The 24,980-nt window shown below is 65.2% G+C and carries 21 protein-coding genes; 6 read left to right on the forward strand and 15 right to left on the reverse strand.

From position 1 onward, the window contains the following. Positions 1–7 precede the first annotated feature (7 nt). On the reverse strand, positions 8–637 hold the full coding sequence (ycaC, locus tag EL191_RS22960; protein ID WP_013717727.1) for an isochorismate family cysteine hydrolase YcaC: 630 nt from the start codon (positions 635–637) through the stop codon (positions 8–10). A 157-nt stretch (positions 638–794) separates the two neighbouring features. Here ycaC and EL191_RS22965 point away from each other — a divergent pair, with 157 nt between their 5' ends. Further along, entirely contained in the window at positions 795–1,700 is a 906-nt protein-coding gene (locus EL191_RS22965) for a LysR substrate-binding domain-containing protein (protein ID WP_041980382.1), read from the forward strand. Positions 1,701–1,780: 80 nt separating this feature from the next. Here EL191_RS22965 and EL191_RS22970 read toward each other — a convergent pair whose 3' ends face one another. The 4 genes from EL191_RS22970 to EL191_RS22985 form a co-directional block, all read right to left on the reverse strand. Then, positions 1,781–3,403: an MFS transporter gene (locus EL191_RS22970; protein ID WP_041980383.1), complete on the reverse strand. Its 1,623-nt coding sequence runs from the start codon at positions 3,401–3,403 to the stop codon at positions 1,781–1,783. 75 nt (positions 3,404–3,478) lie between these two features. Next, positions 3,479–5,461 (reverse strand): amidohydrolase, encoded by a 1,983-nt coding sequence (locus EL191_RS22975; RefSeq protein WP_041980384.1) that lies wholly within the window; start codon positions 5,459–5,461, stop codon positions 3,479–3,481. Next, complete coding sequence (locus EL191_RS22980; RefSeq protein ID WP_013717731.1) at positions 5,458–6,036, reverse strand: antibiotic biosynthesis monooxygenase; 579 nt, start codon at positions 6,034–6,036, stop codon at positions 5,458–5,460. The genes EL191_RS22975 and EL191_RS22980 overlap by 4 nt, the downstream gene beginning before the upstream one ends. 63 nt (positions 6,037–6,099) lie before the next feature. After that, complete coding sequence (locus EL191_RS22985) at positions 6,100–6,786, reverse strand: hydrolase (protein WP_013717732.1); 687 nt, start codon at positions 6,784–6,786, stop codon at positions 6,100–6,102. A 239-nt stretch (positions 6,787–7,025) separates the two neighbouring features. On the opposite strand from EL191_RS22985, the gene EL191_RS22990 reads away from it, so the two are divergent. Beyond that, positions 7,026–7,487: a RidA family protein gene (locus EL191_RS22990; protein ID WP_041980385.1), complete on the forward strand. Its 462-nt coding sequence runs from the start codon at positions 7,026–7,028 to the stop codon at positions 7,485–7,487. Here EL191_RS22990 and EL191_RS22995 read toward each other — a convergent pair. The 6 genes from EL191_RS22995 to EL191_RS23020 form a co-directional block, all read right to left on the reverse strand. Then, a complete protein-coding gene (locus tag EL191_RS22995) occupies positions 7,484–8,473 on the reverse strand; it encodes a LysR family transcriptional regulator (protein ID WP_013717734.1) in 990 nt (329 codons plus the stop codon). The genes EL191_RS22990 and EL191_RS22995 overlap by 4 nt on opposite strands. Positions 8,474–8,575: 102 nt before the next feature. After that, positions 8,576–9,892 carry an NAD(P)/FAD-dependent oxidoreductase gene (locus EL191_RS23000; protein ID WP_041980386.1) on the reverse strand — a complete coding sequence of 439 codons (1,317 nt, stop codon included), beginning with the start codon at positions 9,890–9,892 and terminating at the stop codon, positions 8,576–8,578. Positions 9,893–10,021: 129 nt separating this feature from the next. Beyond that, positions 10,022–11,389: a glutamine synthetase family protein gene (locus EL191_RS23005; protein WP_041980387.1), complete on the reverse strand. Its 1,368-nt coding sequence runs from the start codon at positions 11,387–11,389 to the stop codon at positions 10,022–10,024. Positions 11,390–11,816: 427 nt separating this feature from the next. Then, on the reverse strand, positions 11,817–13,388 hold the full coding sequence (locus EL191_RS23010) for a methyl-accepting chemotaxis protein (RefSeq protein ID WP_026041861.1): 1,572 nt from the start codon (positions 13,386–13,388) through the stop codon (positions 11,817–11,819). A 361-nt stretch (positions 13,389–13,749) separates the two neighbouring features. Further along, entirely contained in the window at positions 13,750–14,826 is a 1,077-nt protein-coding gene (locus EL191_RS23015; protein ID WP_013717739.1) for an FAD-dependent oxidoreductase, read from the reverse strand. Continuing rightward, on the reverse strand, positions 14,823–15,836 hold the full coding sequence (locus EL191_RS23020; RefSeq protein WP_041980388.1) for an AraC family transcriptional regulator: 1,014 nt from the start codon (positions 15,834–15,836) through the stop codon (positions 14,823–14,825). Before EL191_RS23020 ends, EL191_RS23015 begins: the two co-directional genes overlap by 4 nt. Before the next feature lie 103 nt (positions 15,837–15,939). Here EL191_RS23020 and EL191_RS23025 point away from each other — a divergent pair, with 103 nt between their 5' ends. Both EL191_RS23025 and EL191_RS23030 read left to right on the forward strand, forming a co-directional pair. Further along, positions 15,940–16,998 (forward strand): fatty acid desaturase, encoded by a 1,059-nt coding sequence (locus EL191_RS23025; protein ID WP_041980389.1) that lies wholly within the window; start codon positions 15,940–15,942, stop codon positions 16,996–16,998. Positions 16,999–17,165: 167 nt separating this feature from the next. Next, positions 17,166–20,045, forward strand: coding sequence for an EAL domain-containing protein (locus EL191_RS23030; protein WP_041980390.1), 2,880 nt, complete (start codon positions 17,166–17,168; stop codon positions 20,043–20,045). On the opposite strand, the gene EL191_RS23035 is transcribed toward EL191_RS23030, so the two are convergent. The 3 genes from EL191_RS23035 to rpmB form a co-directional block, all read right to left on the reverse strand. Then, a complete protein-coding gene (locus EL191_RS23035; protein WP_041980391.1) occupies positions 20,033–21,247 on the reverse strand; it encodes an HDOD domain-containing protein in 1,215 nt (404 codons plus the stop codon). The two genes, EL191_RS23030 and EL191_RS23035, sit on opposite strands and share 13 nt — an antisense overlap. Positions 21,248–21,510: 263 nt before the next feature. Continuing rightward, positions 21,511–21,666: a 50S ribosomal protein L33 gene (rpmG, locus tag EL191_RS23040; RefSeq protein WP_003464575.1), complete on the reverse strand. Its 156-nt coding sequence runs from the start codon at positions 21,664–21,666 to the stop codon at positions 21,511–21,513. A 10-nt stretch (positions 21,667–21,676) separates the two neighbouring features. After that, a complete protein-coding gene (rpmB, locus tag EL191_RS23045; RefSeq protein WP_003242523.1) occupies positions 21,677–21,913 on the reverse strand; it encodes a 50S ribosomal protein L28 in 237 nt (78 codons plus the stop codon). Between the two features lie 485 nt (positions 21,914–22,398). On the opposite strand from rpmB, the gene EL191_RS23050 reads away from it, so the two are divergent. Next, positions 22,399–22,953, forward strand: coding sequence for a DUF2867 domain-containing protein (locus EL191_RS23050; RefSeq protein WP_041980392.1), 555 nt, complete (start codon positions 22,399–22,401; stop codon positions 22,951–22,953). 2 nt (positions 22,954–22,955) lie between these two features. Here EL191_RS23050 and radC read toward each other — a convergent pair whose 3' ends face one another. Then, positions 22,956–23,630, reverse strand: coding sequence for a RadC family protein (gene radC / locus EL191_RS23055; RefSeq protein ID WP_024310040.1), 675 nt, complete (start codon positions 23,628–23,630; stop codon positions 22,956–22,958). A 140-nt stretch (positions 23,631–23,770) separates the two neighbouring features. On the opposite strand from radC, the gene coaBC reads away from it, so the two are divergent. Next, the gene (coaBC, locus tag EL191_RS23060) at positions 23,771–24,979 is read left to right on the forward strand and encodes a bifunctional phosphopantothenoylcysteine decarboxylase/phosphopantothenate--cysteine ligase CoaBC (RefSeq protein ID WP_041980393.1); all 1,209 of its coding nucleotides are present in this window, start codon (positions 23,771–23,773) and stop codon (positions 24,977–24,979) included. The last annotated feature ends 1 nt before the right edge of the window (position 24,980 follow it).

Below are 24,980 nucleotides of genomic sequence, written 5' to 3' on the forward strand. Positions count from 1 at the left end.
GCGAGGATCACTTGCCAGCGGTCAGCGCGCTGTAGCTGGTGATCAGGTTGCGGTAGTCCGGGATGTGATCCGAGCAGATCTTGGCCAGGCCTTCCACGTCGTTGCGCCAGTCGCGGTGCAGCTCGCAGGCCACGGCGAACCAGTTCATCAGTTGCGCGCCGGCCTGAGTCATGCGGCTCCAGGCCGAGTCACGGGTGATCTGATTGAAGGTGCCCGAGGCATCGGTCACCACGAACACGTCGAAGCCTTCCTCGATGGCCGACAGGGCCGGGAACGCCACGCACACCTCGGTGACCACGCCGGCGATGATCAGTTGCTTCTTGCCGGTGGCCTTGATCGCCTTGACGAAGTCTTCGTTGTCCCAGGCGTTGATCTGGCCGGGGCGGGCGATGTACGGGGCATCCGGGAACATTTCCTTCAGCTCCGGCACCAGCGGGCCGTTGGGGCCGGTCTCGAAGCTGGTGGTGAGGATGGTCGGCAGGTTGAAGAACTTGGCGAGGTCGGCCAGCGCCAGCACGTTGTTCTTGAACTTGTCCGGCTCGATGTCGCGAACCAGGGACAGCAGACCGGCCTGGTGGTCGACCAGCAGTACGACGGCGTTGTCTTTGTCCAGGCGGTTGTAGGTGGCGTTGGTCATGGTGAAGTCCTCGAAATGTTTTCAGTGGTGACCGGCGATCCGGTGCGTTGGGTTTCGTTCAGCAGTGCGTCACTGCATGGAAGAAAGATTAAATTCGAGACCTTTAACCGACTAGACTGCTAAAACTGCCTCTAGCGTTCTATTTGGAGAACGATCAATGGAAGACCTCAACAGCCTCTATTACTTCACCCAGGTGGTGGAGCATGGCGGCTTCGCTGCAGCGGGGCGCGCGCTGGACATGCCCAAGTCCAAGCTCAGCCGGCGCATCGCCGAACTCGAAGAACGCCTCGGCGTGCGCCTGCTGCACCGCACCAGCCGGCACCTGTCGCTCACCGAGATCGGCCAGGCGTATTACCAGCGCTGCCTGGCCATGCGCGTGGAGGCCGAAGGCGCGGCGGAGGTGATCGAGCGCAATCGCGCCGAGCCACGCGGCCTGGTGCGCCTGGCCTGCCCGACGACGCTGCTCAACTCCTGGGTGGGGCCGATGCTGACCCGCTACATGCTCAAGTACCCGCTGGTGGAGCTGTACATCGAAAGCACCAACCGCCGCGTGGACCTGCTGCATGAAGGCTTCGACGTGGCCCTGCGAGTGCGTTTCCCGCCGCTGGAAAACACCGACATGGTGATGAAAGTGCTCGCCGCCAGTACCCAATGCCTGGTGGGGCACCCGAATCTGCTGGCCGCGCTGCCGAAGGATTTCCCGCCCGAACAACTGGGCAGCCTGCCGAGCCTGCACTGGGGCGGCGCGCAGCGCGACTACCAGTGGGAGCTGCTCGGCCCGGACGATGGCAAGTTGGTGATCGCACACCGGCCACGGATGATCACCGATGACCTGCGCGCCCTGCGCGACGGCGCGTTGGCGGGTGTCGGCATCGTGCACCTGCCGCGTGTGGCGGTACGCGACGACCTGGCCGCCGGCAGCCTGGTGGAGATGCTACCGGGCTGGGCGCCCAAGTGCGGCATCGTCCACGCCATCTTCCCCTCGCGGCGCGGCCTGCTGCCGTCGGTGCGCACCCTGATCGATTTCCTCGCCGAGGAATTCAGCCAGAGCGATATGGCCTAGAAAGGCCGAAGGCGCCGTCAGCCACGGCGCCTTCGGCGCGGGATATGGGCCGCCCGGCCTGTGACCGGGCGCCCCTGCGATCACACGGAGGCCGGGGCGGTCTCCGCTGCCTGCGCGGCCTGCCGGGCCGGCATCAGGAAGTGATCGATGCGGATGGCCACGCCGGCCGTCTGGAACTGCCGGGCGGCAGCCTCGATGCGCTGCTCGGCACGGGTCACCCGGCCATGGTGGCGCAGGTGTTCGAGCCAGGACTCGTCGAAGAAGAACTCCTGCCAGTGCCGCGGGTTCTCGCTGTTCTGCACCAACCCCCAGGAGAACGCGCCGTTGCGTCGACGCATGCGCGCCACCTCGTTCATCGCCTGGCGGAACGCTGCAGCATGCTCGGCCGCGATGTCGTAGTGCAGGGTGACCATCACCGGGCCACGCTCGAGGTCGGCCTCGTCAGCCAGAATCGGCGCAGGCCAGTGCAGCGAGGGCGCCAGGTCTTCGCTTGCGGTGACCGGCAGCGGGAATCTGCCGGTCAGCAGCAGGCCCAGCACCAGGCAGCCAGCGGCGGCGAACAGCGCCAGCGGAATCGACGCATGGCTGGCGACGAAGCCCCAGAGCGCGCCACCAGCGGCCATGCTGCCGAAGAACACCAGGATGTACACCGACAGCGCCCGTGCCCGCACCCAGTCCGGCACCGAGGTCTGCGCGGCCACCTGCAGGCTGGACAGCACGGCGATCCACGCCGCGCCGCTGAGCAGCATCACCGGCAGCAAGGCGGCGAAGTGGCGCACGCTGGCCAGGGCCAGCAACACCAGGGCGTAGAGCAGGCTGGCCAGCAGCACCAGGCGGTCGCTGCTGATGCGCTCGCGAATGCGTGGCAGCAGGGTGGCGCCTAGAACAGCGCCGACACCGACGCTGCCGAGCATCAGGCCGAAGTCGCTGGCGCTGCCCTGCAACTCGCCACGCACGATCAGCGGCAGCAGCGACATGCCGGCGCTGGCACCGACGAAGAATGCCGCCGCGCGCACCAGCACCGCCTGCAGCGGCTTGGACGCACGGCTGTAGCGCCAGCCGGCGCGGATGGCACCCAACAGGCGTTCGGCTGGGAAGGTGGCGACCTGGCGCTCGCGCTTCCAGGTCAGCAGCACGGCCATGACCGCGAAGAACGACAGGGCATTGAGGGCGAAGGTCGCCCAGGGGCCACTGAGGCTGACCAGCACACCGGCGATGGCCGGGCCGAGTGCACGGGCGACGTTGATGCCGAGGCTGGACAGGGCGATGGCCGAGGGCAAATCGCGCTTGCTCACCAGCTCCGGGGTCAGCGCCGACCAGGCCGGCATCATCAGCGCGGTGCCGACACCCATGGCCAGTGTCATGCCCAGCAGCAGCCAGACACTGGTCAGCCCGAGCAGGGTCAGTGTCGCCAGCGCAGTGGCCACGGCGGCCATCCATATCTGCACGCCCAGCAGGTAGCGGCGCTTGTCGACGATATCGGCCATGGCCCCGGCCGGCAGCGCCAGCAGGAACATCGGCGCCGAGCCGGCCACCTGCACCAGCGCCACATGCATGGGATTGGCCGACAGGCTGGTCATCAGCCAGCCAGCGCCGACCTCATGCATCCAGGTGCCGATGTTCGAGGCGATGCTGGCCAGCCATAGCCAGCGGAAGGTGCTGTGGTTGAGGGCGCCCCAGGGCGACGGTTTGGCGGTGGTCATCGGAGCGGACCTTGTCTGGGAATAGGGGAAATTGGCGCGCTGCAGCCAACCCGTTCGGGCTGGCTGCAGGCAGGTTCAGAAGACGAAGCAGGAGCAGCCGAACGCGCCCCAGAAGCCCTGGTGGTCGCTGACCGGCACACTGCTGCGGCGCGCACGATCATGCTGGTGCTGGTGCACGGCGCAGGAGCCGATGCACTGGTGGATGCTCGCGGTCAGCGGCGCGGCAGTCGGGCTCCAGTGGCCGGGCACGATGGCCACCGGCGACCAGTCCGGCATCACCGGCACGCTCGGCGGCGCCAGCTTGTCGAACTCGCGGGTGGCGTGCACCACCTTGCCGCCGACTACGGTGAGCACCGATTCCAGCCATTTGATCTGTTCTTCCTCGACGCTGAAGAAGTCCGCCGACAGGGCCACCAGATCCGCCAGTTGGCCCACCTTGATCTGCCCCTTCTTGCCCTGCTCGCTGGAGAACCAGGCGCTGCCGTGGGTGAACAGTTGCAGCGCGGTGGCCCGTGGCAGGCCCTGCGGGTAGAGCGTGGTGCCGCCGACGGTCTTGCCGCTGACCAGCCAGTACAGCGCTGTCCAAGGGTTGTAGCTGGCCACGCGGGTGGCGTCGGTACCGGCGCCGACCGGCACCCCCTCGGCCAGCATGCGCTGGATCGGCGGCGTGGCTTCGGCCGCCTTGGCGCCGTAGCGGTCGATGAAGTATTCCCCCTGGAATGCCATGCGGTGCTGGATGGCGATGCCGCCGCCGAGCGCGCGCACCCGCTCGATATTGCGCGGGCTGATGGTCTCGGCGTGGTCGAACAGCCAGGGCAGACCATTGAAGGGAATGTCGCGGTCGACCTTCTCGAACACGTCGAGCATGCGCGAGATGGATTCGTCGTAGGTGGCATGCAGGCGGAACGGCCAGCGCTGCTCCACCAGATGACGCACCACCGGCTCCAGGTCGGCCTCCATGTTCGGCGCCAGGTCCGGGCGCGGTTCGAGGAAGTCCTCGAAGTCGGCGGCGGAGAACACCAGCATTTCGCCGGCACCGTTGTGGCGCAGGAAGTCATCGCCCTGATGCAGCTTGACGCTGCCGGTCCAGTTCTTGAAGTCGGTCAGCTCTTCCTTGGGCTTCTGGGTGAACAGGTTGTAGGCGATGCGCACGGTGAGCTGGTCCTTGTCGGCCAGTTCCTGGATCACCTGATAGTCGTCGGGGTAGTTCTGGTAGCCGCCACCGGCGTCGATGGCGCTGGTCACGCCCAGGCGATTGAGCTCACGCATGAACTGGCGGGTGGAGTTGACCTGATACTCCAGCGGCAGCTTCGGCCCCTTGGCCAGGGTGGCGTAGAGAATCATGGCGTTGGGGCGGGCGATCAGCATGCCGGTGGGATTGCCGTTGGCATCGCGCTGAATCTCCCCGCCCGGCGGATTGGGGGTGTTCTTGTCGTAGCCCACGGCGCGCAGCGCTGCGCGGTTGAGCAAGGCGCGGTCGTACAGGTGGAGGATGAACACCGGCGTATCCGGCGCCGCGCGGTTGATCTCTTCCAGGGTCGGCATGCGCTTCTCGGCGAACTGGAACTCGGTCCAGCCGCCGACCACGCGCACCCACTGCGGCGCCGGGGTGCGCTCGGCCTGGGCCTTGAGCATGCGCATGGCTTCGGCCAGCGACGGTACGCCTTCCCAGCGCAGCTCCAGGTTGTAGTTCAGCCCGCCACGGATCAGGTGCAGGTGCGAGTCGTTGAGGCCGGGAATCACCGTGCGTTTCTGCAGGTCGACCACGCGGGTGGCAGCACCACGCAGGGCCATGGCTTCGGCATCGCTGCCCACTGCAACGAATTTGCCATCCTTGATGGCGACCGCAGTGGCGTGTGGTTTTTCCGGGTCGACCGTATGCAGACGGCCGTTGAACAGAATGAGATCGGCGCTCATGGAGCCTCCTGGGGAACGAGTTGAAGAATCACTGGCGAAGGTGGCGAAAGGCAGGGCGGACCAGATCGCCCCGGCGGCGCCCAATACACCGCCAGCAGCAAGGATGCGGCGGCGGTTTTCATCGTGTGGATTACGGCTCATGAACGTTGCTCCTGGCCGTGAGGCTTCAGCCAGGCGGCAAAGGCGCGCGTGGCCATGGGCATGAACAGGTACACCACGAGCAGGACGATGCTCAGGGTGATCAACACGTTGCTCAGCAGTGGGCCTGCAAGCCCTGGAAGCATAGTGAATACCGGCTGCCACAGCGCCGGTACCAGCAGGCTCAGCGGCATGATCACCAGGAAGGTGACGATCGCCTGCTTCCAGCGCGGCGGTGGCTGCACCGCCTCCCGTGGCACGAACCAGAAATCCTTGCCCAGCAACACCTCGGTGTCGTCGCCAGCGCGCAACAACGGCTGCACGTCAGCAACCAGTTGCTTGCGCGCCTCGGAGTCGAGCCAGCCCTGCATGTGTTGCAACTGGTCGAAACGCAACACGCAGGTGAAGTGCACCAGGCCGTCCTGGCGCTCGCGCGCGACGTCGACGCCCAGATGGCCAGCGCAATCGCCGGCAATGTCGATGATCTGGCGCAGCCAGGTTTCGTAGCGTTGCTCGTGTTGCTGCTGCACCTGATGGCGTACCACCAGGGTGACGGTGTCCGCTTGCGTCTGGTTCATTGTCTGTCTCCGCATCTGTTGCGAGTTGGAGCCAGCCTCCGTTGCGCGAAGGCTGGCATCGGCTCAGATAGGAGCGGCGACGGGGGCCAGAGTCGGGCCATGCTGCACGCGCTCGGGCGCCTTGTGCACCATGGTGTAGGCGTAATCCACGCCCATCCCGTAGGCACCGGAATGTTCCTTGACCAGGTTCATGACGGCGTCATAGGTGTCGCGGTTCTTCCAGTCGCGCTGCCATTCCAGCAGAACCTGCTGCCAGGTCACCGGCACCACGCCAGCCTGGATCATGCGCTGCATGGCGTAGTCGTGGGCCGCTTGGGTGGTGCCGCCGGAGGCGTCGGCGACCATGTAAATCTCGTAACCGGCATCGTGCATGGCGGACAGGGCGAAGGTGGTGTTGCACACCTCGGTCCACAGGCCGGAGACGATGATCTTGTTGCGGCCGTTCTTCTTCAGCGCGTCGCGGACTTTCTGGTCGTCCCAAGAGTTCATCGAGGTGCGCTCCAGCAGCGGCGTATCGGGGAATACCGCCAGCAGTTCAGGATAGGTGTGGCCGGAGAAGCTCTCGGTCTCGACCGTGGTGATGGTGGTCGGCACGTTGAAGATCTTGGCGGCCTTGGCCAGGCCCACGGTGTTGTTCTTCAGGGTCTGGCGGTCGATGCTCTGTACGCCGAAGGCCATCTGCGGCTGCTGGTCGATGAAGATCAGTTGGCTATTGAAGGGAGTGAGAACTTCGGTTTTCGGATTGTTCATGGCGGTTACCTGTCTGCTGAATGATTGTTGTAGGGCACGTCCCGGAAGGCTCGTCGTAGAGCGATCACGTCCGGAACAGGCACTCAAGTTAGCCGAACGACAGGCGGTTTGTTTGTGCATATTTGCGCCTCCGTGAGCGCATAAATGCACAAACACCAGCGCCATGGCGGTGCTACCTTTTGCTCCCGATTACGCAGGACGCCGCGATCCACGCGGCCCGTCCATACAAGGAGAAGGCAATGGCAGCTTCACGTCCGTACAACGAAAACACCGCCTACTGGGGCGTTCCATGGGAAGACGCCTACGGCTATCCGCAGGCAAGAAAGGTGGGTAACGAGATCTTCGTCTCCGGCCAGTTCAACCATGACGAGAACGGCAATCTGGTCGCACCGGCGCCGCTGGACAGCGAAGGCCGTCCGAGTGATTTCTCGGCCATGGGCGAGCAGATGCGCACCAGCTACGACAACATCGCCAAACTGCTGGCGCTGTATGGCGCGACAATGGAAGACGTCGTCGAAGAGACACTGTTCGTGCTGGACATGGACGCGGCCTTCGCCGTGGTCGGCAAGGTGCGCAAGGCCGCCTATGGCAGCGAGCGGCCGCAGTGCGCCAGCAACATCATCGGCGTATCCCGCCTGGCGCAACGGCCGCAACTGATCGAGATCGCCTGCCGGGCGGTGATCGGTGCACGCGCCGACTAAGCAGGACTCCCGCCGGCATCCGCCACCCAGCGCCCCTCTATCAGCGCCTTCTGTTCGGCCACTGCGGCCGAGCAGAAAGCCATGAACGCCTTGACCCGCCATGACTTGCGGATGTCCTGGTGAGTCAGCAGCCACAGCTGATCATCCAGCTCCGGCACCACCGGCCCCACTCGCACCAGCCCGGGCGTGATGTCGCCCAGCATGCAGGGCAGAAAACCGTAACCCAGCCCCGCCGCAATGGCAGCGCTCGCTGCCGCCACCGAGTCGGTCCGATAGGCAATGCACGCGGCCGTAACCCGGCATTCCAGGTAGCTCGCCGCCTTGAGCCCGGACAAACCGCCGGAGTACGACACCCATGCCTGCCCTTCAGCGAAAGGCGCGGCAATGGTCGCATCCGTAACACGGCCGTAGGGTGCCCAGGCAATGGTTGCCAGCTTGCGTCCCACCAGGCTATCGGCCGGTTTGGTGGTGGCGCGCACGGCAATATCCGATTCGTCCCGCGCCAGGCTCAGCGTCTGGTTGCCGACCAGCACCTCGACCGCGATGCCTTCGTTGACGGCCTTGAAGTCAGCGATGATCGGGGTGAGAAAGTAGAGCAGCAGCGAGTCGCTGGTGGTGATACGGATCTTGCCCTGTGGCCCCTGCCCCACGGGGGATACGCGCCGCGTGACGCTGACGATATCCAGCTCCACCCGCTCGCCGAGCGCGCGCAACTCCTCGCCCTCGGCGGTGAGCATGTACCCGGAGCGGCGATGATCGAACAACGCGACGCCGAGGATTTTCTCCACCTGCGCCAGGCGCCGCGAAATGGTCGACACGTTGACGCCCAGCTTCTTCGCCGTGTCGGCACGGTTGCCGCATTCACTGAGCGTCTTGATGATGCGCAGATCGTCCCAGGACAGTTGGCGGACGACTTCGCTCATGTCGAGCCTGGCGCTGCCAGTTGCGGCCTGGCCCGGTGAAGCATTGTTCGATGACGATTTCACGCCGCAGCATTCCAGATCTTCCGGGCGGCCATCATACGAAAAAGGCCCTGGCAGCACCAAGGCGCCCGCCAGGTGCGCCCGCGCGTCATTCGCCCGCTTCGCTCAGCGCAGCTTTTCCAGCATCTGGTAGTACCACATGCCGGCGGCCAGCATCGGGTTGCCGAGCTGATCGCCCAGCGGAACCTTGATGTGCTTGCAGGCGGCGAAGGTGTCGAATTGCTCCAGATCGCCGGTGATGGCCTTGGCCATGATCTCGCCCATGATGTGGGTGGTCGCCACGCCATGGCCGGAGTAGCCCTGGCAGTACCAGACATTGCTCGACAGCTTGCCCAGTTGCGGGATGCGGTTCATCACGATGCCCATGGCGCAGCTCCACTGAAAGTCGATCTTCACGCCCTTGAGTTGCGGGAAGGTGCGCTCGATGCACGGGCGCAGCTCGCCGGCGATATCCCGTGAATCGCGCCCGGAGTAGTTGGCACCGCCGCCGAACAGCAGGCGGCCATCACCGGTGAGGCGGTAGTAATCGAGCACGAAGCGGCAGTCATACACCGCGAGATCGAAGGGGTTGATCGCCTCGATCAGCTCGGCGCCCAGCGGCGCGGTGGTGACGATGCCGCCCATGGCCGGGAAGATCATGCCCTTGAGCTTGCGCCGCTCCAGCTTGTGGTAGACATCGCCGGCCAGCAGCACCTGCTTGGCCTCGATGCGCCCACCCGTGGTGACCACCGCCGGACGTGGGCCGTGGACGATATCCAGCACTTCGGAGTGCTCGAAGATCAGCGCGCCCAGGCTCTCGGCGGCCTTGGCCTCGCCGAGGCACAGGTTGAGCGGGTGCAGGTGCATGTTGCGGGTGTTCTTCAGCGCGCCGCAGTACAGCTCGCTGCCCAGTTGCGCACGCACGCCGGCGGCGTCGAGCAGGGACACATCATCGCTCATGCCACGGCGCAGCGCTTCGTCGTAGGTGGCCTTGAGCTCGTCCATATGGCTGGCCTTCATCGCCGTATGCAGATGGCCGTGCTTGAGATCGCAGTCGATGCCGTACTTGGCCACGCGGTTCTTGATGATCTCGTGGCCGCGCCAGCGCAGGTGCCAGATGAAGTCGTCCACCTCCTCGCCGAGGGTGTTGCGCATCTGCTTGCGCATGGCCTCGTCGCCGGACAGGCTGCCGGTGACCTGGCCCCCGTTGCGCCCGCTGGCGCCCCAACCGACCTTGTTGGTTTCCACCACGGCGACCTTGAGGCCGCGCTCGGCCAGCTCCACCGCCGTGGCGACACCGGTGAAGCCGCCACCGATGATGGCCACATCGACGGTGACGCTGCCTTGCAGCGTCGGGTAGTCGCTCTCGAAGTTGAGCGATGCCGAGTAGTAGGACGGCGCACGCTCGGCGGAGGGTTTGACAGGTTGCTTGATCGCGTTCATTGCATGTCCTTGGGGTGCGCTCGCACCGATGGATCTATTGTCGCGGCTGAAGCCCCTCCCACAGGGAGCGCCCACAATCTCCCGTTCTGTGGGAGGGGCTTCAGCCGCGATTTCCTCAGATAAGGGCCTTCAGGCATTGCTCAGGTACCAGCGCCAATCCTGCTCGCCGACTTCGGCCATGAACTGGCGGTATTCGGCGCGCTTGACCGCGAGAAACACCTTGAGGAATTCAGCGCCGAAGGCATCGCGCGCCCAACTGGACTGCTCCAATGCCTGGATCGCCGCCGACCACTGGGTCGGCAGGTACTCGGTGGCTTGGGCGTAACCATTGCCTTCGATTGGCGCACCGGGGTCGAGGTGGTCACGAATGCCACGGTGAATCCCGGCGAGAATCGCCGCCGCCGCCAGGTAAGGGTTGGCGTCGGCACCACAGATGCGGTGCTCGACATGCCGGGTATTGGCCGGGCCGCCGGGCACACGCAGGCTCACGGTGCGGTTATCCACACCCCAAGTGGGCGCCAGCGGCGCATAGCTATTGGCCTGGAAACGCCGGTAGGAGTTGGCGTTGGGGCAGAACAGCAGCAGCGAGTCGAGCAGGCTGGCAAGCATGCCGCCGACCGCCTGGCGCAGCAGCGGCGTGCCGGCGGGGTCGTCGCTGGCGAACAGGTTATCGCCCTGCGCATCGGCCAGGCTGACATGCATATGCATGCCGGTGCCGGCCAGATGATCGAACGGCTTGGCCATGAAGCAGGCCTGCATACCGTGGCGGTGCGCCACGCCCTTGACCAGGCGCTTGTAGCGCACCGCCTGATCCATCGCCGCCAGTACCGGGCCGTGCTCCAGGGTGATCTCCACCTGACCGGGGGCGTATTCGGAGATCGCCGTGCGCGCGGGAATGCCCTGCGCCTTGCACGCGGCATAGAGATCGCGCAGGAACGGCTCGATCTGCTCCAGTTCGCGCAGGCCGTAGACCTGGGTCTGTCGTGGGCGGCCGCCATCGGCGTCCAGCGCTGGCTGCGGTCGGCCTTCGGCATCACGCTTCTGGTCGAGCAGGTAAAACTCCAGCTCGCAGGCCATCACCGGGTAATAACCCTCTGCCTCAAGTTGCTCGATCACGCGGATCAGCAACTGGCGCGGGTCGGCCGGGGTGGCCGGCAGGCCTTCGCTGGGGTGCATCGACACCTGCACGGCAGCGGTGGGCATCTGCCGCCAGGGCAGGCGCACCAGGCTGCCGGGCAACGGGTAGGCGCGGCAGTCGATATCGCCCACCTCCCAGACCAGGCCGGAGTCCTCGACATCCTCGCCCTGGATGGTCAGCCCGAGCATGGTGCTCGGCAGCGGCCGGCCGCTCTGGTACAGCGCCAGCAGCTCTTCGCGGTGCAGCAGCTTGCCGCGCGGCACGCCATTGGCATCGAGGATGAACAGCTCGATCAGCTCGATATCGGGATTGTTCGTCAGGAAGTCCTGAGCTTCCTGCACGGGGGCGAAAGTCGTCATGTTGCGCTCGCTTGCGCCAGTTTGGCGCTCGGTGTCCGCACGGCCCGTTCGATTCGTGAACAGGTTGCACAGGCAGACAAGGTGATAGCAGCGGCTACGGGCATGGCGCAGCCATCGGTATTCAGCGGGCGGGGACGGCGTCCGGCGGGCGGGCGTGGCGGCAATGCCACAGCGCCCAGAAGGCGAGGATGATCGTCAGCAGCGGGTTTAACCGCTCCAACAAGCGCCGCCGCGCGGGAGCGCGGTACAGCGGAACATGGACTTGGCAGGCCGGGGAGATCATGGCTTGGCAGCGTCGCACAGGGTTTGACGTGCGTTAAATCGGGTTTTTCATACGCTTGGTTATGCACTGGCTAAACAATCCTGCCCATGCAAACCCAATCGGCCCGCAGGGTGCGCCGTGCGCACCCTTAATCGCACGACCATCCTACGGCTCGGGTCGATAGCCCAGACGCAAACCACCCCAGTGCCGCCCACGCACCATGATCGGCACCGATAGGTCGTGCATAAGCTCGCCGGTATCGCGCATGTAGGTCTGCAGCAATAGCGCCTGTGTGTGGCTGCCACAGCGAATGCCGGTGCGGTCGTTGAACAGACGCTTGCCACGGCTGCGGGTGGCATCCAGCGCCGGGTCGCCGCTGGGCGGGTGGTTGAATGCGGCGTTATGGGTCGGCACATAGCCTTCCGGCGTGGTGGAAATGGCGAAGATCAGCCCTTCATGGCGCTTGAGCAGAGGCTCCTGCAGCGCCGGCAGTACCTGATCGGCGTACTGGTCGAAGCGCGTACGGTATTTCTGCGGCTGGGTACCGGCGATGGGTTGGTAGTGGCGGTCGAACAGGTCGTCGAGGCTGATACGGCCAGCCTGCAGGTCGCGCTCGAACTGTTCGGCGATGGCCGCCGCCCCCTCACGGGCGAGGTCATAGGCACGCTGGTGATAGTCGTCCAGCCCCACCTCGGCGAGCTGTTCGCTGACCGTCTCGGCCTGGCCGACCAGGTGATCGGCGGCAGCGGCCAGTTGCCGCGTCTGCCCCTCGCTGCCCTGGACATCGTCCTGCAGCTGCAGCGCGGCCGCTGACAAGCTGGCCAAGCGCTGGTGGTTGTCCGCCGTGCCGGCGCTGATCTGCGCTACTTGTTGCTCGACTTCCTCGGCCTGATCGGCAATGCCATGCAGGCGGCTGCCGGCCGTCTCGATCTGTTGCGCAGCCTGCTCAAGCTCGACGCTCTGGCGCTGGATATGGTCAACCACCGCCGTGCTCTGCTGGCGTATGTCAGCGATCATCTGGCTGACTTCCTCGGTGGCGCTGGCGGTACGCGCCGCGAGGTTGCGCACCTCATCGGCGACCACGGCGAAACCACGGCCCATCTCGCCGGCGCGTGCGGCCTCGATGGCCGCATTGAGCGCCAGCAGGTTGGTCTGGCTGGCGATGGACTGGATCACCTGGGTGACCTGCTCGATCTGTTCGGTACGGCTGCCCAGGCCATCGATCAGCTCGCGGCTGGCCAGGGTCTGCGCGCTGAGCTGCTGCATGCGCTCGATAGCCTGGTTGAGCTCGGCCTGGCCATTGGCGCTGGCTTCACGCACATGCTGCGCGGCAGCCAGGGTGTGCTCGGCACGGGCGGCGCTGTCCTGCTCGGTGTGAGTGATGGCCTCGGCCGCCTGACTCACCTGCTGCACGGCCGCCAGTTGCGACTGCAGGCGCTCTGCCAGGTGCTTGACCGCATGGGCCACCTTGGCCGCGGACAGCGCGTTATGGCAGGTATGCCGTGAAAGGCCACGGCTGAGTTCGACGAAATCGGTAACGGCGGCCTGTCGTGCGGCAGGGGCGACATCGTCACGGCGCTGCCAGGGGCCTAGCCACGGCCACAGCGCCAGCAGCAGGAAAGACGGCACGCTGACGTAGGCAGGCAACTGCACCTGCTGGTAGACCAGCATCAATGCAGCCAGCCCCAGGGCGTGGAGAAGACAGGCAACGGGGGAACGGACAAAGGCAGCTTGCATGACCGACCTCAGAGTTCTTGTTCTGGTGCGCGACGAGGCGCTGTAGGCGGACGGGGTCACGGCGGGTTCTCTCCTTGAATATCCCACGCAACCTGGGCAGCAGGCTACGTATACGACAGGCCCGACGGAAAATCAGCGTATGCAGACCGGGCACCATGACCGGGATTCGAGCAGCTTGGAAGCACCAGCACCATAAAACTTTGGTAGCACACTGCCATGAATTTAGACGATCAGACCCTGGCAGACCGATCAAACAACTCTGCAGCGCAATATTGCCGGGGCCCAGCCACTGTATCGACGCCTAACCGAGCGGCATTAGCGAACGGCCGCGAGACCACTGCGCATCGGCCTCGATGGCCGGCTACCCGACCATGCGATGGCGTTTTACGAAACGTCGGTCCAGCCAGTCCTTGCAATGCCCGTACAACTGCCCGCCAGCACTCCAGTCATGCCAGCCGAGCAGCGCCCCGCCATCGCCGGTGGCGAGCAGCGCCAGGCTCTGCCATTGCGCACGGTACTGACGTAGCGGGCGCCCCTGTAGCGCGGCCTGAAGGTTGGCACTGAGTACCGGCGCCTGGCGCACCGCGAAACGCCCACTGCGACGCATGCCGTCAAGGCTGGCGCTGTCGCCGACGGCGAAGATCTGGGCGTGGGATTCGCTCTGCAGGGTCGGACGAATGGCAATGAAGCCTGCGGCATCGGTGGCCAACTGGCTGGCAGTCAACCATGGCCAGGGTCGCGCACCACTGGCCAGCAACAGGCGCCGCCCGCGCCATACCGGCTCGTCGCCGCTGAGCAGCCAGTCATCCTCGATCCGCCCGATTGGACAATGTTCGCGCACCTGCACGCCGCGCTGACGCAGATGGCCCAGTGCACGCAGGCGCAACCCCGGCGACAAACCATCGAGCAAGGTACCGCCACAGAACAGCGCCAGCGCCGGTACCTGGTCGGCCAACGCCAGGGCCAGTTCCACACCGCCGGCACCACCACCGAGAATGGCCATGCGCCGTGGCTCTGCCTGCCATTGCCGCCAGCCTTCGAGCAGCTTGTCGATGGGCCTGGCGGCCAGCACCCGCATGGCATCACCCTGCTGTGGTGGGATGGCCATGCCGGCGCCGACGTTGAGCGACATCCACTCGCTGCGCAGGCAGCGCCCGTCTTCGAGCTGCAGGACTCGTGCATCGGCATCCAATGAGGCGATCTCGCCCTCGATCAGATCGACCTTCGCCGCGCGGCACAATGGCTGCAACTCCACCCGGCAGTCCGCGGCGCTGAAGCGGCCGCTGATCAACCCCGGCAACATGCCGGCGTACCAGGCCTCCGGGCCGAGGCTGAGCAGGGCGATGCGCCCCGGCGGGCGCTCCACCAGGGCCCAGCGGCGCAACACACCAAGATGGGCATGGCCAGCCCCGGCCAGGATCAGGTCGTACTGGGTCATGCGTTGTTGCATCCATCGCGGTACTGGCTCGGCGTCTGCCCGGTCCAGCGTTTGAAGGCGCGGCCGAAGCTGCTGCTGTCGCTGAAGCCGAGCAGGTAGGCAATTTCACTGATCGAGCAGCGCGGGTCGCGCATATGCCGCAGTGCCAGGGCGTGTCGCGTCTCGCCGAGCAGCGCCTCGTAACTGGTGCCCTCCTCGGCCAGATGCCGCTGCAAGCTGCGCAGGCTCAGGTGCAGGGTCTGGGCGATGCGCTCGGCGGAGGGCTCGCCATCGGGCAATTGCGCCTCCAGGCAGCTACGCACCCGTTCGCTGCAACTGGCCGCCTGCAATTGCTCCAGGTTGCGCCGCAGTACCGTCTCGTTGTGCTCGGCCAGCTCCGGGTTACCGTCATCCAGGCGCTGCTCGAATGCCGCACGGGGAAAACGCAGCACACTCTCTTGCGCATCGAACTGCAGCGGCGCGCGAAACACCGCCTGCCAGGGTGTCGGGTCCGCCGGTCGCGGGCGTTGCAGCTGCACCAGCAGCGGCGAGAACTCACGGTTCAGGCGATTGCGGCAACTGCGCACGTAGATCGCGGCGAAGGCATCCAGCGCTTCGGGCGCCGGTGCCGGGCTGCCTGGCGGCACGCGAAAACGAAACTCGTAGGCATCACCTACTTCGCACAGCTCCAGCTGCAGCGCATCGCTGACCACCCGGTGGTAACGCACGATGCGCTCGAACATTTCGCGCAGGCTGCTGCTGGCGATCAGTGCATAACCCAGGGCATGGAAAGTGGTTGGGCTGACGTACTGCGAGGTCTTCAGGCCCAACGCCGGGTCACCGCTGGCGGCCACTGCCAGTTGCCACAGGCGCGTGGTCAGCGATAGCGGGCAGCGTGCATTGGGGTCGTCGAGCAGTACCGGGTCAAGCCCTGCCTCGTGACACAGGGCAGCGCTGTCGAGCCCGAGGGCATCGAGCTGCTTGCGCAGGGCGCGGGTCCAGCTGGCCAGGGTGGTGGGTTCGGCGGTCATGCAGATTGGCGTATCCGGTAGGCAGGTTGGCGTGCACGGTCGGGCGCTCTGACGACCGTCACGGCACAGTGAAGTCACAGCCCAATAACAAGAGGATGTCGGCATGTCCCCTTCTCCCGCAAGCCTTAATGACCAGCAACGCGCCGCTTATATCCGTGAACAGGTGATGGCCCATGGCAATGCACTGCGGCAGCGCTACCCGATCCTGCTGCATCAGGACGCCCTCGGTGCCGGCACCCTGGCTTTCGCCCTGCTCGGCATGATCGGCTCGGCAGCCTTGTACGTCGGCGGTCATCTGGCCTGGTGGGCCTGCCTGCTGCTCAACGCCTTCTTCGCCTCGCTGACCCACGAGCTCGAACATGACCTGATCCACTCGATGTATTTCCGCAAGCGACCGCTGCCGCACAACCTGATGCTGGCGCTGGTCTGGCTGGCGCGGCCGAGCACCATCAATCCGTGGGTACGCCGCCATCTGCACCTGAACCATCACAAGGTTTCCGGCAGCGAAGCCGACATGGAGGAGCGCGCCATCACCAACGGCGAGCCCTGGGGCATCGCGCGCCTGCTGATGGTCGGCGACAACATGATGAGCTCGTTCATTCGCTGGCTGCGGGCGAAGAACCCCGAGCACCGCCGGCTGATCCTGACCCGCACGCTGAAGGTCTACGCGCCGCTGGGGCTGCTCAACTGGGCGACCTGGTACCTGTTCCTCGGTTTCCATCTGCTGGACTGGGCCAGCACCGCCATCGGCGCTCCGATCGCCTGGTCGGCCACGATGCTGAACGTGATGGCAGTGGTGAACATCGCCGTGGTGGTGCTGGTCGGCCCCAATGTGCTGCGCACCTTCTGCCTGCACTTCGTCAGCTCCAACATGCATTATTACGGTGATGTCGAGCCGGGCAACGTGATCCAGCAGACTCAGGTGCTCAACCCCTGGTGGCTGTGGCCGCTGCAGGCGTTCTGCTTCAACTTCGGCAGCAGCCATGCGATCCATCATTTCGTGGTCAAGGAGCCCTTCTACATCCGCCAGCTGACCGTGCCCTTCGCCCACAGGGTGATGCGCGAGATGGGCGTACGCTTCAACGACTTCGGCACCTTCGCCCGGGCCAATCGCTGGACCCGCGCAGAAAAGACCGTTGAGGAGCGTACGCAGACTGCATGATCGAGGCGCCGCGCGGCGGTCATTGGTCGCGCGATCCCGACGGATGAGACTCGCCGCGCAATCATCACGCCAGTAGTCGGCTAGAATTCACCTGCGCCCGACCGCTCCCCGACCCAACAGCGTTCACCGGACCTCGGCGCCCTCGTAGTAGCCATGAGGCGCCAAGGATGCTTCGACCGCTTCGCTCACTGATCTTGCTGCTCTGCCTGGCCGGCACCCTACCGGCCTGGGCGGGCAGCGCGCTGCCGCTACTGAAGCTCAGCGCAGCCGACCTGGCCAGACCGGTGAGCATCGAGCACAGCCTGCTGCTGGAAGATCCCTCCGGCCAACTCAGCGCCAGCGAAGTACTGCAGCGCATCGAGCAAGAAGGTCGTGAAGTGCAGGGCACGGCACGCATCGGCTACACACGCAGCGCCTGGTGGCTCGCCGTGCAGTTGCAGACGCCGCCGGCCGAGCGCCTGCAGCTAATCATCGGCCAGACCTTCCTCGATGATCTGGAGGTCTGGCTGTTCGACGGCGAGCAGTCGCTCGGCCCGCTGTACAGCGGCGCAAATCGTGCATTCAGCGAACGTGGCGAACCCTACCCACAGTTCCTGCTCAACCTGCCACGGCTGGACGATGGCCCGCATAGCCTGCTGCTGCGCGTACAAAGTCATTCGGCGATCAACCTGCCGCTGCAACTGGTCGGTGCAGAGCATGGCCAGCAACTGATTGCCCACAGCTGGCTGCAGAGCGGCCTGTTGATCGGTGTCCTGATCGCCCTGGCGCTGTTCTATATGGTCAAGTACAGCACCCTGCGTGAAGCGCAACTGGCCTACTTCAGCCTCACCTCGCTGTGCGTGGCGCTGTACAACGCCAGCCTGTACAACCTGGCCGGGCTGCTCTGGCCACAATGGCCGCTGCTGCCCAAGCTGCTGATCAACCTGCCTACCGCAGGCATGATGATTTTCAGCTCGCTGTTCATCGCCAGCGCTCTCGGCCTGCACCTGGGACGCCTGCGCTGGCTGCGCGACGCCCTGTTCGCTGCCACCCTGCTGGTCAGCGTGGGCGGCCTGCTGGTCGAACATCCTGCCGCCTACCAGACGCTGAACCTGCTGACCCTGGCCACCGGGCTCTATCAGATGCTGCTGATGGTGCTCGGCATCGCCCAGCGCCGCCCCTATGCACCCGGCTACCTGCTGTGCTGGAGCGCCGCGCTGGTGCTGATGCTGCTAGTGCCGCTGAGCCGCGCCGGCCTGATTCCGCTACCAGCCGGCTTCTATGCGTTGTACGCCTACCTGCCCGCGCTGAGCATGCTGCTGTTCGGCGCCCTGCTCGATAAACAGCTGGAGCGCGTACGCCGCGTACTGCTGAGCAGCCAGGCACAGGCCATCGATAACCTGGAGCAATACCAAGCGCTGTTCCGCCATAGCGGCGAGGGTATCTTCCGCTGCCACCGCGACGGCCGATTGCTGGAGGCCAACCCAAGCCTGGTACGCCTGCTCGGCAGCGAGCCTCTGCCGTCTGATCTCGACAACCTGTCCCTGCAGCGCCTGTTGGGGGAAACGCAGTGGCGCGCCCTGCTGCGCCAGCTAGACGAGCAGGCCGGCACGGTCAGTTGCGAGTGTGAGCTGTACGACCTGGCCCAGCGCCCGCGCTGGATCTACCTGTCATTGCACCTGCGCCCGCATCAGGATTTCATCGAAGGCATCGTGGTCGACCTCAGCGAGCGCCGCGCCCTGGAAGAACGCCTGCAAAGCCTGGCGGCCCATGACGCCCTGACAGGTCTGCTCAACCGCCGCGAGCTGGAGCGGCTGCTGTCGGAAACACTCAGCGGCACCGCCAAACGGCGCTTCAGCCATCTGTTGCTGTTGGGGCTGGATCGCTTCAAGCAGGTCAACGATTTGTTCGGTCACTCCGCTGGCGACCAGTTGCTGCGCCAGCTGGCCGGCCAGTTGCAGCACCAGCTGCCACGCCATGCCGAGTTGGCGCGTGTCGGCGGCGACGAGTTCGCCGTACTGCTACGCGAAGTCGACGACGCCGCCGCGCTGGAGCAGGCCGAACAATTGCGAAGAGCCGTCGAACAGTTCGTCTTCACCTGGCAGGGGCGGCCATTCCGTCTGCACGTCAGTATCGGCATGCTGGCCTTGAGTTCCGGCGTACGTGACTGGGAAACCGCACTGAACTGGGCCAGCAGCGCCAGCCAGCTGGCCAAGCACCAGGGGCGCAACCGCGTGCAGCAGTTCAACCCGGCCGACGGTGCGCTGCTCGAACATCAGCGCCAGCTGCAATGGATCACCCGCTTGCGCGAGGCTACAGAGCGCGGTCATTTCGAGCTGTTCTTCCAACCGGTACAGGCCCTGCAGAGCACCGCGGCCGGCCTGCACTACGAAGTGCTGCTGCGTTACCACGACCCGCACAGTGGCGAGTGGATCAGCCCGGCGCAGTTTCTCGACGCGGCAGCGCGTTATGACTTTCTCGGCGCCATCGACCGCTGGGTAATCCAGCACCTGTGCGCCTGGCTGGCCGCCAATCCGCGTCACCTGGCACAGCTGGCGCAGGTCAACGTCAACATCAGCGCCAGTTCCCTGCTTGATTGCGGCTTCCACCGCCTGCTGCAGGACGAGTTGCAGCGCCATGGTCTACCGCCAGGCAAGCTGTGCATCGAAGTGACGGAAATGGTCGCACTGGGCGAGCTGGGCGTTTCCGCACAATGGATCGAGGAGTTGCGTGGCAAGGGTCTGAAGGTCGCGCTGGACGACTTCGGCAGCGGCTTCGCGTCCTACGCCTACCTGCGCCACCTGCCGCTGGATATCCTGAAGATCGACGGCAGCTTCATTCGCGACATCGAACACGACCCGATCAATCAGGCCATGGTCGGCTCGATGCGCCAGATCGCCGCGCAACTTGGCCTGGTCACCGTCGCCGAGTTCGTCGAGACGCAGGCCAGCCTGGACTGCCTGCGTCGCCTGGGCATCGACTACGCCCAGGGCTACTTCGTAGGTCGGCCGCAACCTCTGCGCCAACTGGCCGACGATGCCCGCCGCCACGGCACTCAGGAAGCCTGATAGAGCTCCGCCGGCAGGCGCTCGAGCAACCCCAGGTCAAGCCGCAGCATTCGTACGCAACGCGCCTCGGCCAGGCTCGCCGGTTGCTCGCTGGCCGGTAGCGCCAGCAGCGAGCCGCTGAGGTTGAGTACCAACGCCTCGCGCGAGAACACGCCGCTGCCCAGGCCATAGAACGCCGCGATCAGTTCGCGCAGACCGAATGGCAGGCGCCAGCGGATACGCAGGGCCGAGCCGAAGCTGGCCGACCGACGCTGCATGGCTTGCTCGATCTGCTCGTTGCTCAACTCACCCCCTGCATCCAGCCAGTCCTGCAGACTGCGCAGCAAGGCCAGCTCGCCCAGGTTGTGCAGCAGGCCGGCGGTGTAGCACAGCTCGGCATCGAGCCTCAGTTCGAGCGCCAGCCAACGCGCCAGATCGGCACTGCGTCGCGCCTGCTGCCAGGCAAGGGTCGCCAGTTCGGCCAGACGCGGATCGCGCAACTGCGCATTGCGCTGCAGGGCCAGCCCCAGCACCAGGTTCAGCGTGCGCGCCACTCCCAGGCGATGCAGCGCCTGGGCCAAGGTCTGGCAAGGTACGCCCTGATGCTGGGCGGCCGTGCTGGCGGCAGCGATCAGCAACGCGGTGATCTGTGGGTCGCTGCCAAATACCGCCTCCAGCTCGCCCAAGTCCTGCTCGCCAGCCTGCAACCCCTGACTCACGGCATTGCGCACATCGCTGAGCAGCGGCGCACCCTGGCCCTCTTCGCGCACCGTATCGAGAAAATCGCGCAGCTCGCTAACCAGCAACGGCTGACGCACCGCCACGGCGCCCGCAGGCGCTGGCAGCAATGTCCGCAGACGCTGGCGCAGACTCTCGGCATTGAAAGGTTTGGCCAGATAGGCGCTGGGCGCCAGTGGCCGCGCCGCACGCACGCTGCTGGCATCAAGGCGACCGCTGATGAGCACGAACGGCAACGCCGGCGTGCGCGGATGACGGCGCAACTGACGCAGCAGCTCCAAGCCATCGAGCCCCGGCAGCTCGCCATCGGCGATCACCAGGTCGGGCAGGCGGCGCTTACAGCGTGCCAGTGCGGCCTGGCCATCGCTGACCTGCAGCACGCGGGCATCACCACGTACATCGAGGACAAGTTGCTGCAGCAGATTGGACGTCCAGGGATCCGCCTCGGCGATCAGAACTTCCACACAATGAGCTGAAGCGGTCATGCGAGCCTCTGGGCAAATGACGAACGGAGGGTGCCCGAAGCCCATATGCCCACATCCAGCAAAAGCTGATGGATGAGTCAGTTCCACGGCAACGGCGCAGTCTAAACCGAGCCCTGACGTGACGTAAGTGACAGATGGTCGAGTTGCGTAAAAAATTGCGCGACCGATGGTCGCGTAGGCTTGCCCACGCGCGAGTCGCGACAGAAGCAGACAATAAAAAAGCCCGCCATAAGGGCGGGCTTCTTCGACGGGTAGCCGATCAATTACTTGATCTTGGCTTCCTTGTACATCACGTGCTTGCGTACGACCGGATCGAATTTCTTGATTTCGATCTTGTCGGGGGTGGTGCGCTTGTTCTTGTCGGTGGTGTAGAAGTGGCCGGTACCGGCGCTGGACACCAAACGGATCAGTTCACGCATGACTCTCTCCTTAAACCTTTTCGCCGCGAGCGCGCAGCTCAGCCAGCACTACGTCGATGCCACGCTTGTCGATGACGCGCATGCCTTTGGCAGAAACGCGCAGACGCACGAAGCGCTTCTCGGACTCGACCCAGAAGCGATGGTGCTGCAGGTTCGGCAGGAAACGACGACGGGTTTTGTTGTTTGCGTGGGAAATGTTGTTCCCGGTTACCGGACCCTTACCGGTAACTTGACAGACTCTCGACATGCCTCAGCCCTCTAAAACCACATGCCCAACCCGGCATGGGTTGGCCGCTTAAACTCAATGTCATTGGCGCTCAGCGCCGCGTTTCTCGAGGGTCTTACCGGGCGCACTGGATAGCGCAAGAACCGGGCCCCTAGAAAAGAGCGCTGCTTTATACCAGAAAGCCCTGGGAGCAACAAGGGAAACCGCAGGATAAAACTCAAAGCCCGGCACACGGACCGGCCGGGAGCCGGGCCTTTGGGGCCTGATCAAGATTCGACCGCTCGTCGCCTCGATCAGGTGCGCGGCGCCTGGCAAATCGGCTAGGGTTGCAGGCTTGCCGCCGACACCAGGAACGAGGAGGCCGCCATGCGCCTGTTGTTCACCGCCCCGCTGCATACTCCGACCCAGGCCAGAGCCCACACGACTGGCTTCTCGCTGCCCAGTGGCAAAGTGTAGAGCAGCGGGGCCTACCCGCAAGGCCAACAGGGCGTATCGCGGGTGACCTTGTGAACCTCGCCGCGCAGTTGCTGCCCGAGTACCAGTTCAGCGAGCGCCATCAACTGGAGATCCTCGCCGCACCGTCGGCAATTCTCGACGCCGTCGCCATGCTGGAGGCAGAAGACGATCCATTGATCCGCCGCTGCCTGCAGCTACGCGAAGCGCCAGCACGCCTGGCCCTCAGACTGGGGCTGAGCAATGCACTGCAGGACCGGCCGAGGTTCGGCATGCACGCCTTCAGCCTGTTGGCACGCGAGGCCGACCAGGCTGCCTACGGACTGATCGGCCGATTCTGGCGCAGTGACTTCAGCCTGTTTCCCTGCGCCAATGGCGAGGCGTTTCGTGCCTTCCACCAACCCGGCGTGGCTCGTTTACTGATGTTCTTTCAGTGCGAGCCGGCGAGCGATGGCAGCACCCGCCTGATCACCGAAACCCGTGTGCACTGCCCGGACAGGACCAGCCGCCTGGCATTCACCCCCTATTGGCTGGCGATCCGCCCCGTCAGCGGGTTGATTCGCCGGCGCATGCTGCACAGCATCAAGGCAAGGGTCGAGCCGGCCTGAGGCTACATCCAGCCCAGCTCGGCCATCGACAGCGGCTCACCATCGCCAACGATGAAATGATCGAGCACGCGCACCTCGACCAGCGCCAGAGCATCCTTGAGACGCTGGGTCAGCACGCGGTCAGCCTGACTGGGCTCCGACACGCCCGATGGGTGGTTATGGGTGAGGATGACGGCGGCGGCATTGTTGGCCAGCGAACGCTTGACCACCTGCCTGGGGTAGACACTGGCACTGTCGATGCTACCGCGAAACAACACCTCGAAGGCCAACACACGGTGCTTGGCATCGAGAAACAGACAGCCGAACACCTCATGCGGTTCGTGACGCAGCTGTGCCTTGAGGTAGTCGCGCACGGCCTGCGGACTCTCCAGCGCCGAATCGCGGCGCAGGCGCTCGGCCAGATGGCGCCGCGACATTTCCAGAACGGCCTGCAATTGTGCGTACTTGGCAGGGCCCAGGCCGAGGTGCTGGCTGAAGCCCGTCAGATCGGCCTCGAGCAGGGCCCTCAGGCTGCCGAACTCGCTCAGCAGGTAGCGCGCCAGGTCCACCGCACTCTTGCCGGTAACTCCTGTGCGCAGGAAGATCGCCAGCAGCTCGGCATCGGTCAGCGAAGCCGCGCCCTGCTCCAGCAGTTTCTCCCGCGGGCGCTCTGCCGCGGGCCAGTCGCGAATGCTCATCGGCACCTCCATGTTGAGCCAGGCGCCCACTGCTTCCGTTATAGGCGCTGTGCTATCGTAGCCCATCTTTTTACACGGGGCCGGCCTGGGGAGGCGTTGGTCACGTGGCGCACATCCACCGGTATATAAAAGGCAGGCCTATGCAGCGGCTGTATCGCAAACGCATCATCGTCGGCGTGGGGGGCGGTATTGCTGCCTACAAGAGCGCCGAACTGGTTCGCCGCCTCAAGGATCAAGGCGCCGAAGTCCGCGTGGTCATGACCCAGGGCGGACGAGAATTCATCACCCCGCTGACCCTGCAGGCGCTGTCCGGCCACCCCGTCCATCTTGACCTGCTCGATCCGGCTGCCGAAGCGGCGATGGGCCATATCGAGCTCGCTCGCTGGGCCGACCTGATCCTCATCGCCCCGGCCACCGCCGACCTGATCGCCCGCCTGGCCCAGGGCGTGGCCAACGACCTGTTGACCACGCTGGTGCTGGCCACCGATGCGCCGATCGCCCTGGCACCGGCGATGAACCAGGCCATGTGGCGCGACGACGCCACCCAGGCCAACCTCGACCTGTTGCAGCAGCGCGGCATGCGCCTGTTCGGTCCAGCCTCCGGCAGCCAGGCCTGCGGTGACGTCGGCCTCGGCCGTATGCTCGAACCCAATGATCTGGCCAACCTGGCCGCCGACTGCTTCCAGCGTCAGGCGCTCGAAGGCCTACACGTTCTGATCACCGCCGGCCCGACCCAGGAAAACATCGACCCGGTGCGCTACATCACCAACCACAGCTCCGGCAAGATGGGCTTCGCCCTTGCCGAAGCCGCAGCCGAAGCCGGCGCGCGCGTCACCCTGGTCAGTGGCCCGGTGCACCTGCCGACGCCGGATCGGGTCAGCCGTATCGACGTGGTCAGTGCCCGCGACATGCTCGCTGCCTGCGAAGCCGCCATGCCCTGCGACGTGCTGATCGCCGCTGCCGCAGTCGCCGACTACCGACCAGAAGTGGTCGCCCAGCACAAATTGAAGAAAGACCCTAGCAGCGGTGAAGGGATGCTCCTGCAAATGGTGCGCAACCCGGATATTCTCGCCACCATCGCCGGCCGCGAGGATCGCCCGTTCAGCGTGGGCTTCGCCGCCGAGACCGAGAACCTGCTCGAATACGCCTCGCGCAAGCTGCGCGACAAAAATCTCGATCTTATCGTCGCCAATGATGTGGCCAACCCCAGCATCGGCTTCAATAGTGAAGAGAACGCCATCACCGTGATCGACCGCGGGCTGCAGCAATTCAGCTTCGCCCAGACCAGCAAGGGCAAGATCGCCCGCCAGTTGATCACCCTTATCGCCGAACGACTGAACAAGAACTGAC

This window comes from Pseudomonas mendocina, assembly GCF_900636545.1.
In the GTDB taxonomy this organism is placed as follows: domain Bacteria; phylum Pseudomonadota; class Gammaproteobacteria; order Pseudomonadales; family Pseudomonadaceae; genus Aquipseudomonas; species Aquipseudomonas mendocina.

What these genes read in the sequence shown, in the direction of transcription:
- ycaC (WP_013717727.1), bottom strand. Translation starts at nt 637, where the DNA reads ATGACCAACGCCACCTACAACCGCCTGGACAAAGACAACGCCGTCGTA.
- EL191_RS22965 (WP_041980382.1), top strand. Translation starts at nt 795, where the DNA reads ATGGAAGACCTCAACAGCCTCTATTACTTCACCCAGGTGGTGGAGCAT.
- EL191_RS22970 (WP_041980383.1), bottom strand. Translation starts at nt 3,403, where the DNA reads ATGACCACCGCCAAACCGTCGCCCTGGGGCGCCCTCAACCACAGCACC.
- EL191_RS22975 (WP_041980384.1), bottom strand. Translation starts at nt 5,461, where the DNA reads ATGAGCCGTAATCCACACGATGAAAACCGCCGCCGCATCCTTGCTGCT.
- EL191_RS22980 (WP_013717731.1), bottom strand. Translation starts at nt 6,036, where the DNA reads ATGAACCAGACGCAAGCGGACACCGTCACCCTGGTGGTACGCCATCAG.
- EL191_RS22985 (WP_013717732.1), bottom strand. Translation starts at nt 6,786, where the DNA reads ATGAACAATCCGAAAACCGAAGTTCTCACTCCCTTCAATAGCCAACTG.
- EL191_RS22990 (WP_041980385.1), top strand. Translation starts at nt 7,026, where the DNA reads ATGGCAGCTTCACGTCCGTACAACGAAAACACCGCCTACTGGGGCGTT.
- EL191_RS23000 (WP_041980386.1), bottom strand. Translation starts at nt 9,892, where the DNA reads ATGAACGCGATCAAGCAACCTGTCAAACCCTCCGCCGAGCGTGCGCCG.
- EL191_RS23005 (WP_041980387.1), bottom strand. Translation starts at nt 11,389, where the DNA reads ATGACGACTTTCGCCCCCGTGCAGGAAGCTCAGGACTTCCTGACGAAC.
- EL191_RS23010 (WP_026041861.1), bottom strand. Translation starts at nt 13,388, where the DNA reads ATGCAAGCTGCCTTTGTCCGTTCCCCCGTTGCCTGTCTTCTCCACGCC.
- EL191_RS23015 (WP_013717739.1), bottom strand. Translation starts at nt 14,826, where the DNA reads ATGACCCAGTACGACCTGATCCTGGCCGGGGCTGGCCATGCCCATCTT.
- EL191_RS23020 (WP_041980388.1), bottom strand. Translation starts at nt 15,836, where the DNA reads ATGACCGCCGAACCCACCACCCTGGCCAGCTGGACCCGCGCCCTGCGC.
- EL191_RS23025 (WP_041980389.1), top strand. Translation starts at nt 15,940, where the DNA reads ATGTCCCCTTCTCCCGCAAGCCTTAATGACCAGCAACGCGCCGCTTAT.
- EL191_RS23030 (WP_041980390.1), top strand. Translation starts at nt 17,166, where the DNA reads ATGCTTCGACCGCTTCGCTCACTGATCTTGCTGCTCTGCCTGGCCGGC.
- EL191_RS23035 (WP_041980391.1), bottom strand. Translation starts at nt 21,247, where the DNA reads ATGACCGCTTCAGCTCATTGTGTGGAAGTTCTGATCGCCGAGGCGGAT.
- rpmG (WP_003464575.1), bottom strand. Translation starts at nt 21,666, where the DNA reads ATGCGTGAACTGATCCGTTTGGTGTCCAGCGCCGGTACCGGCCACTTC.
- rpmB (WP_003242523.1), bottom strand. Translation starts at nt 21,913, where the DNA reads ATGTCGAGAGTCTGTCAAGTTACCGGTAAGGGTCCGGTAACCGGGAAC.
- radC (WP_024310040.1), bottom strand. Translation starts at nt 23,630, where the DNA reads ATGAGCATTCGCGACTGGCCCGCGGCAGAGCGCCCGCGGGAGAAACTG.
- coaBC (WP_041980393.1), top strand. Translation starts at nt 23,771, where the DNA reads ATGCAGCGGCTGTATCGCAAACGCATCATCGTCGGCGTGGGGGGCGGT.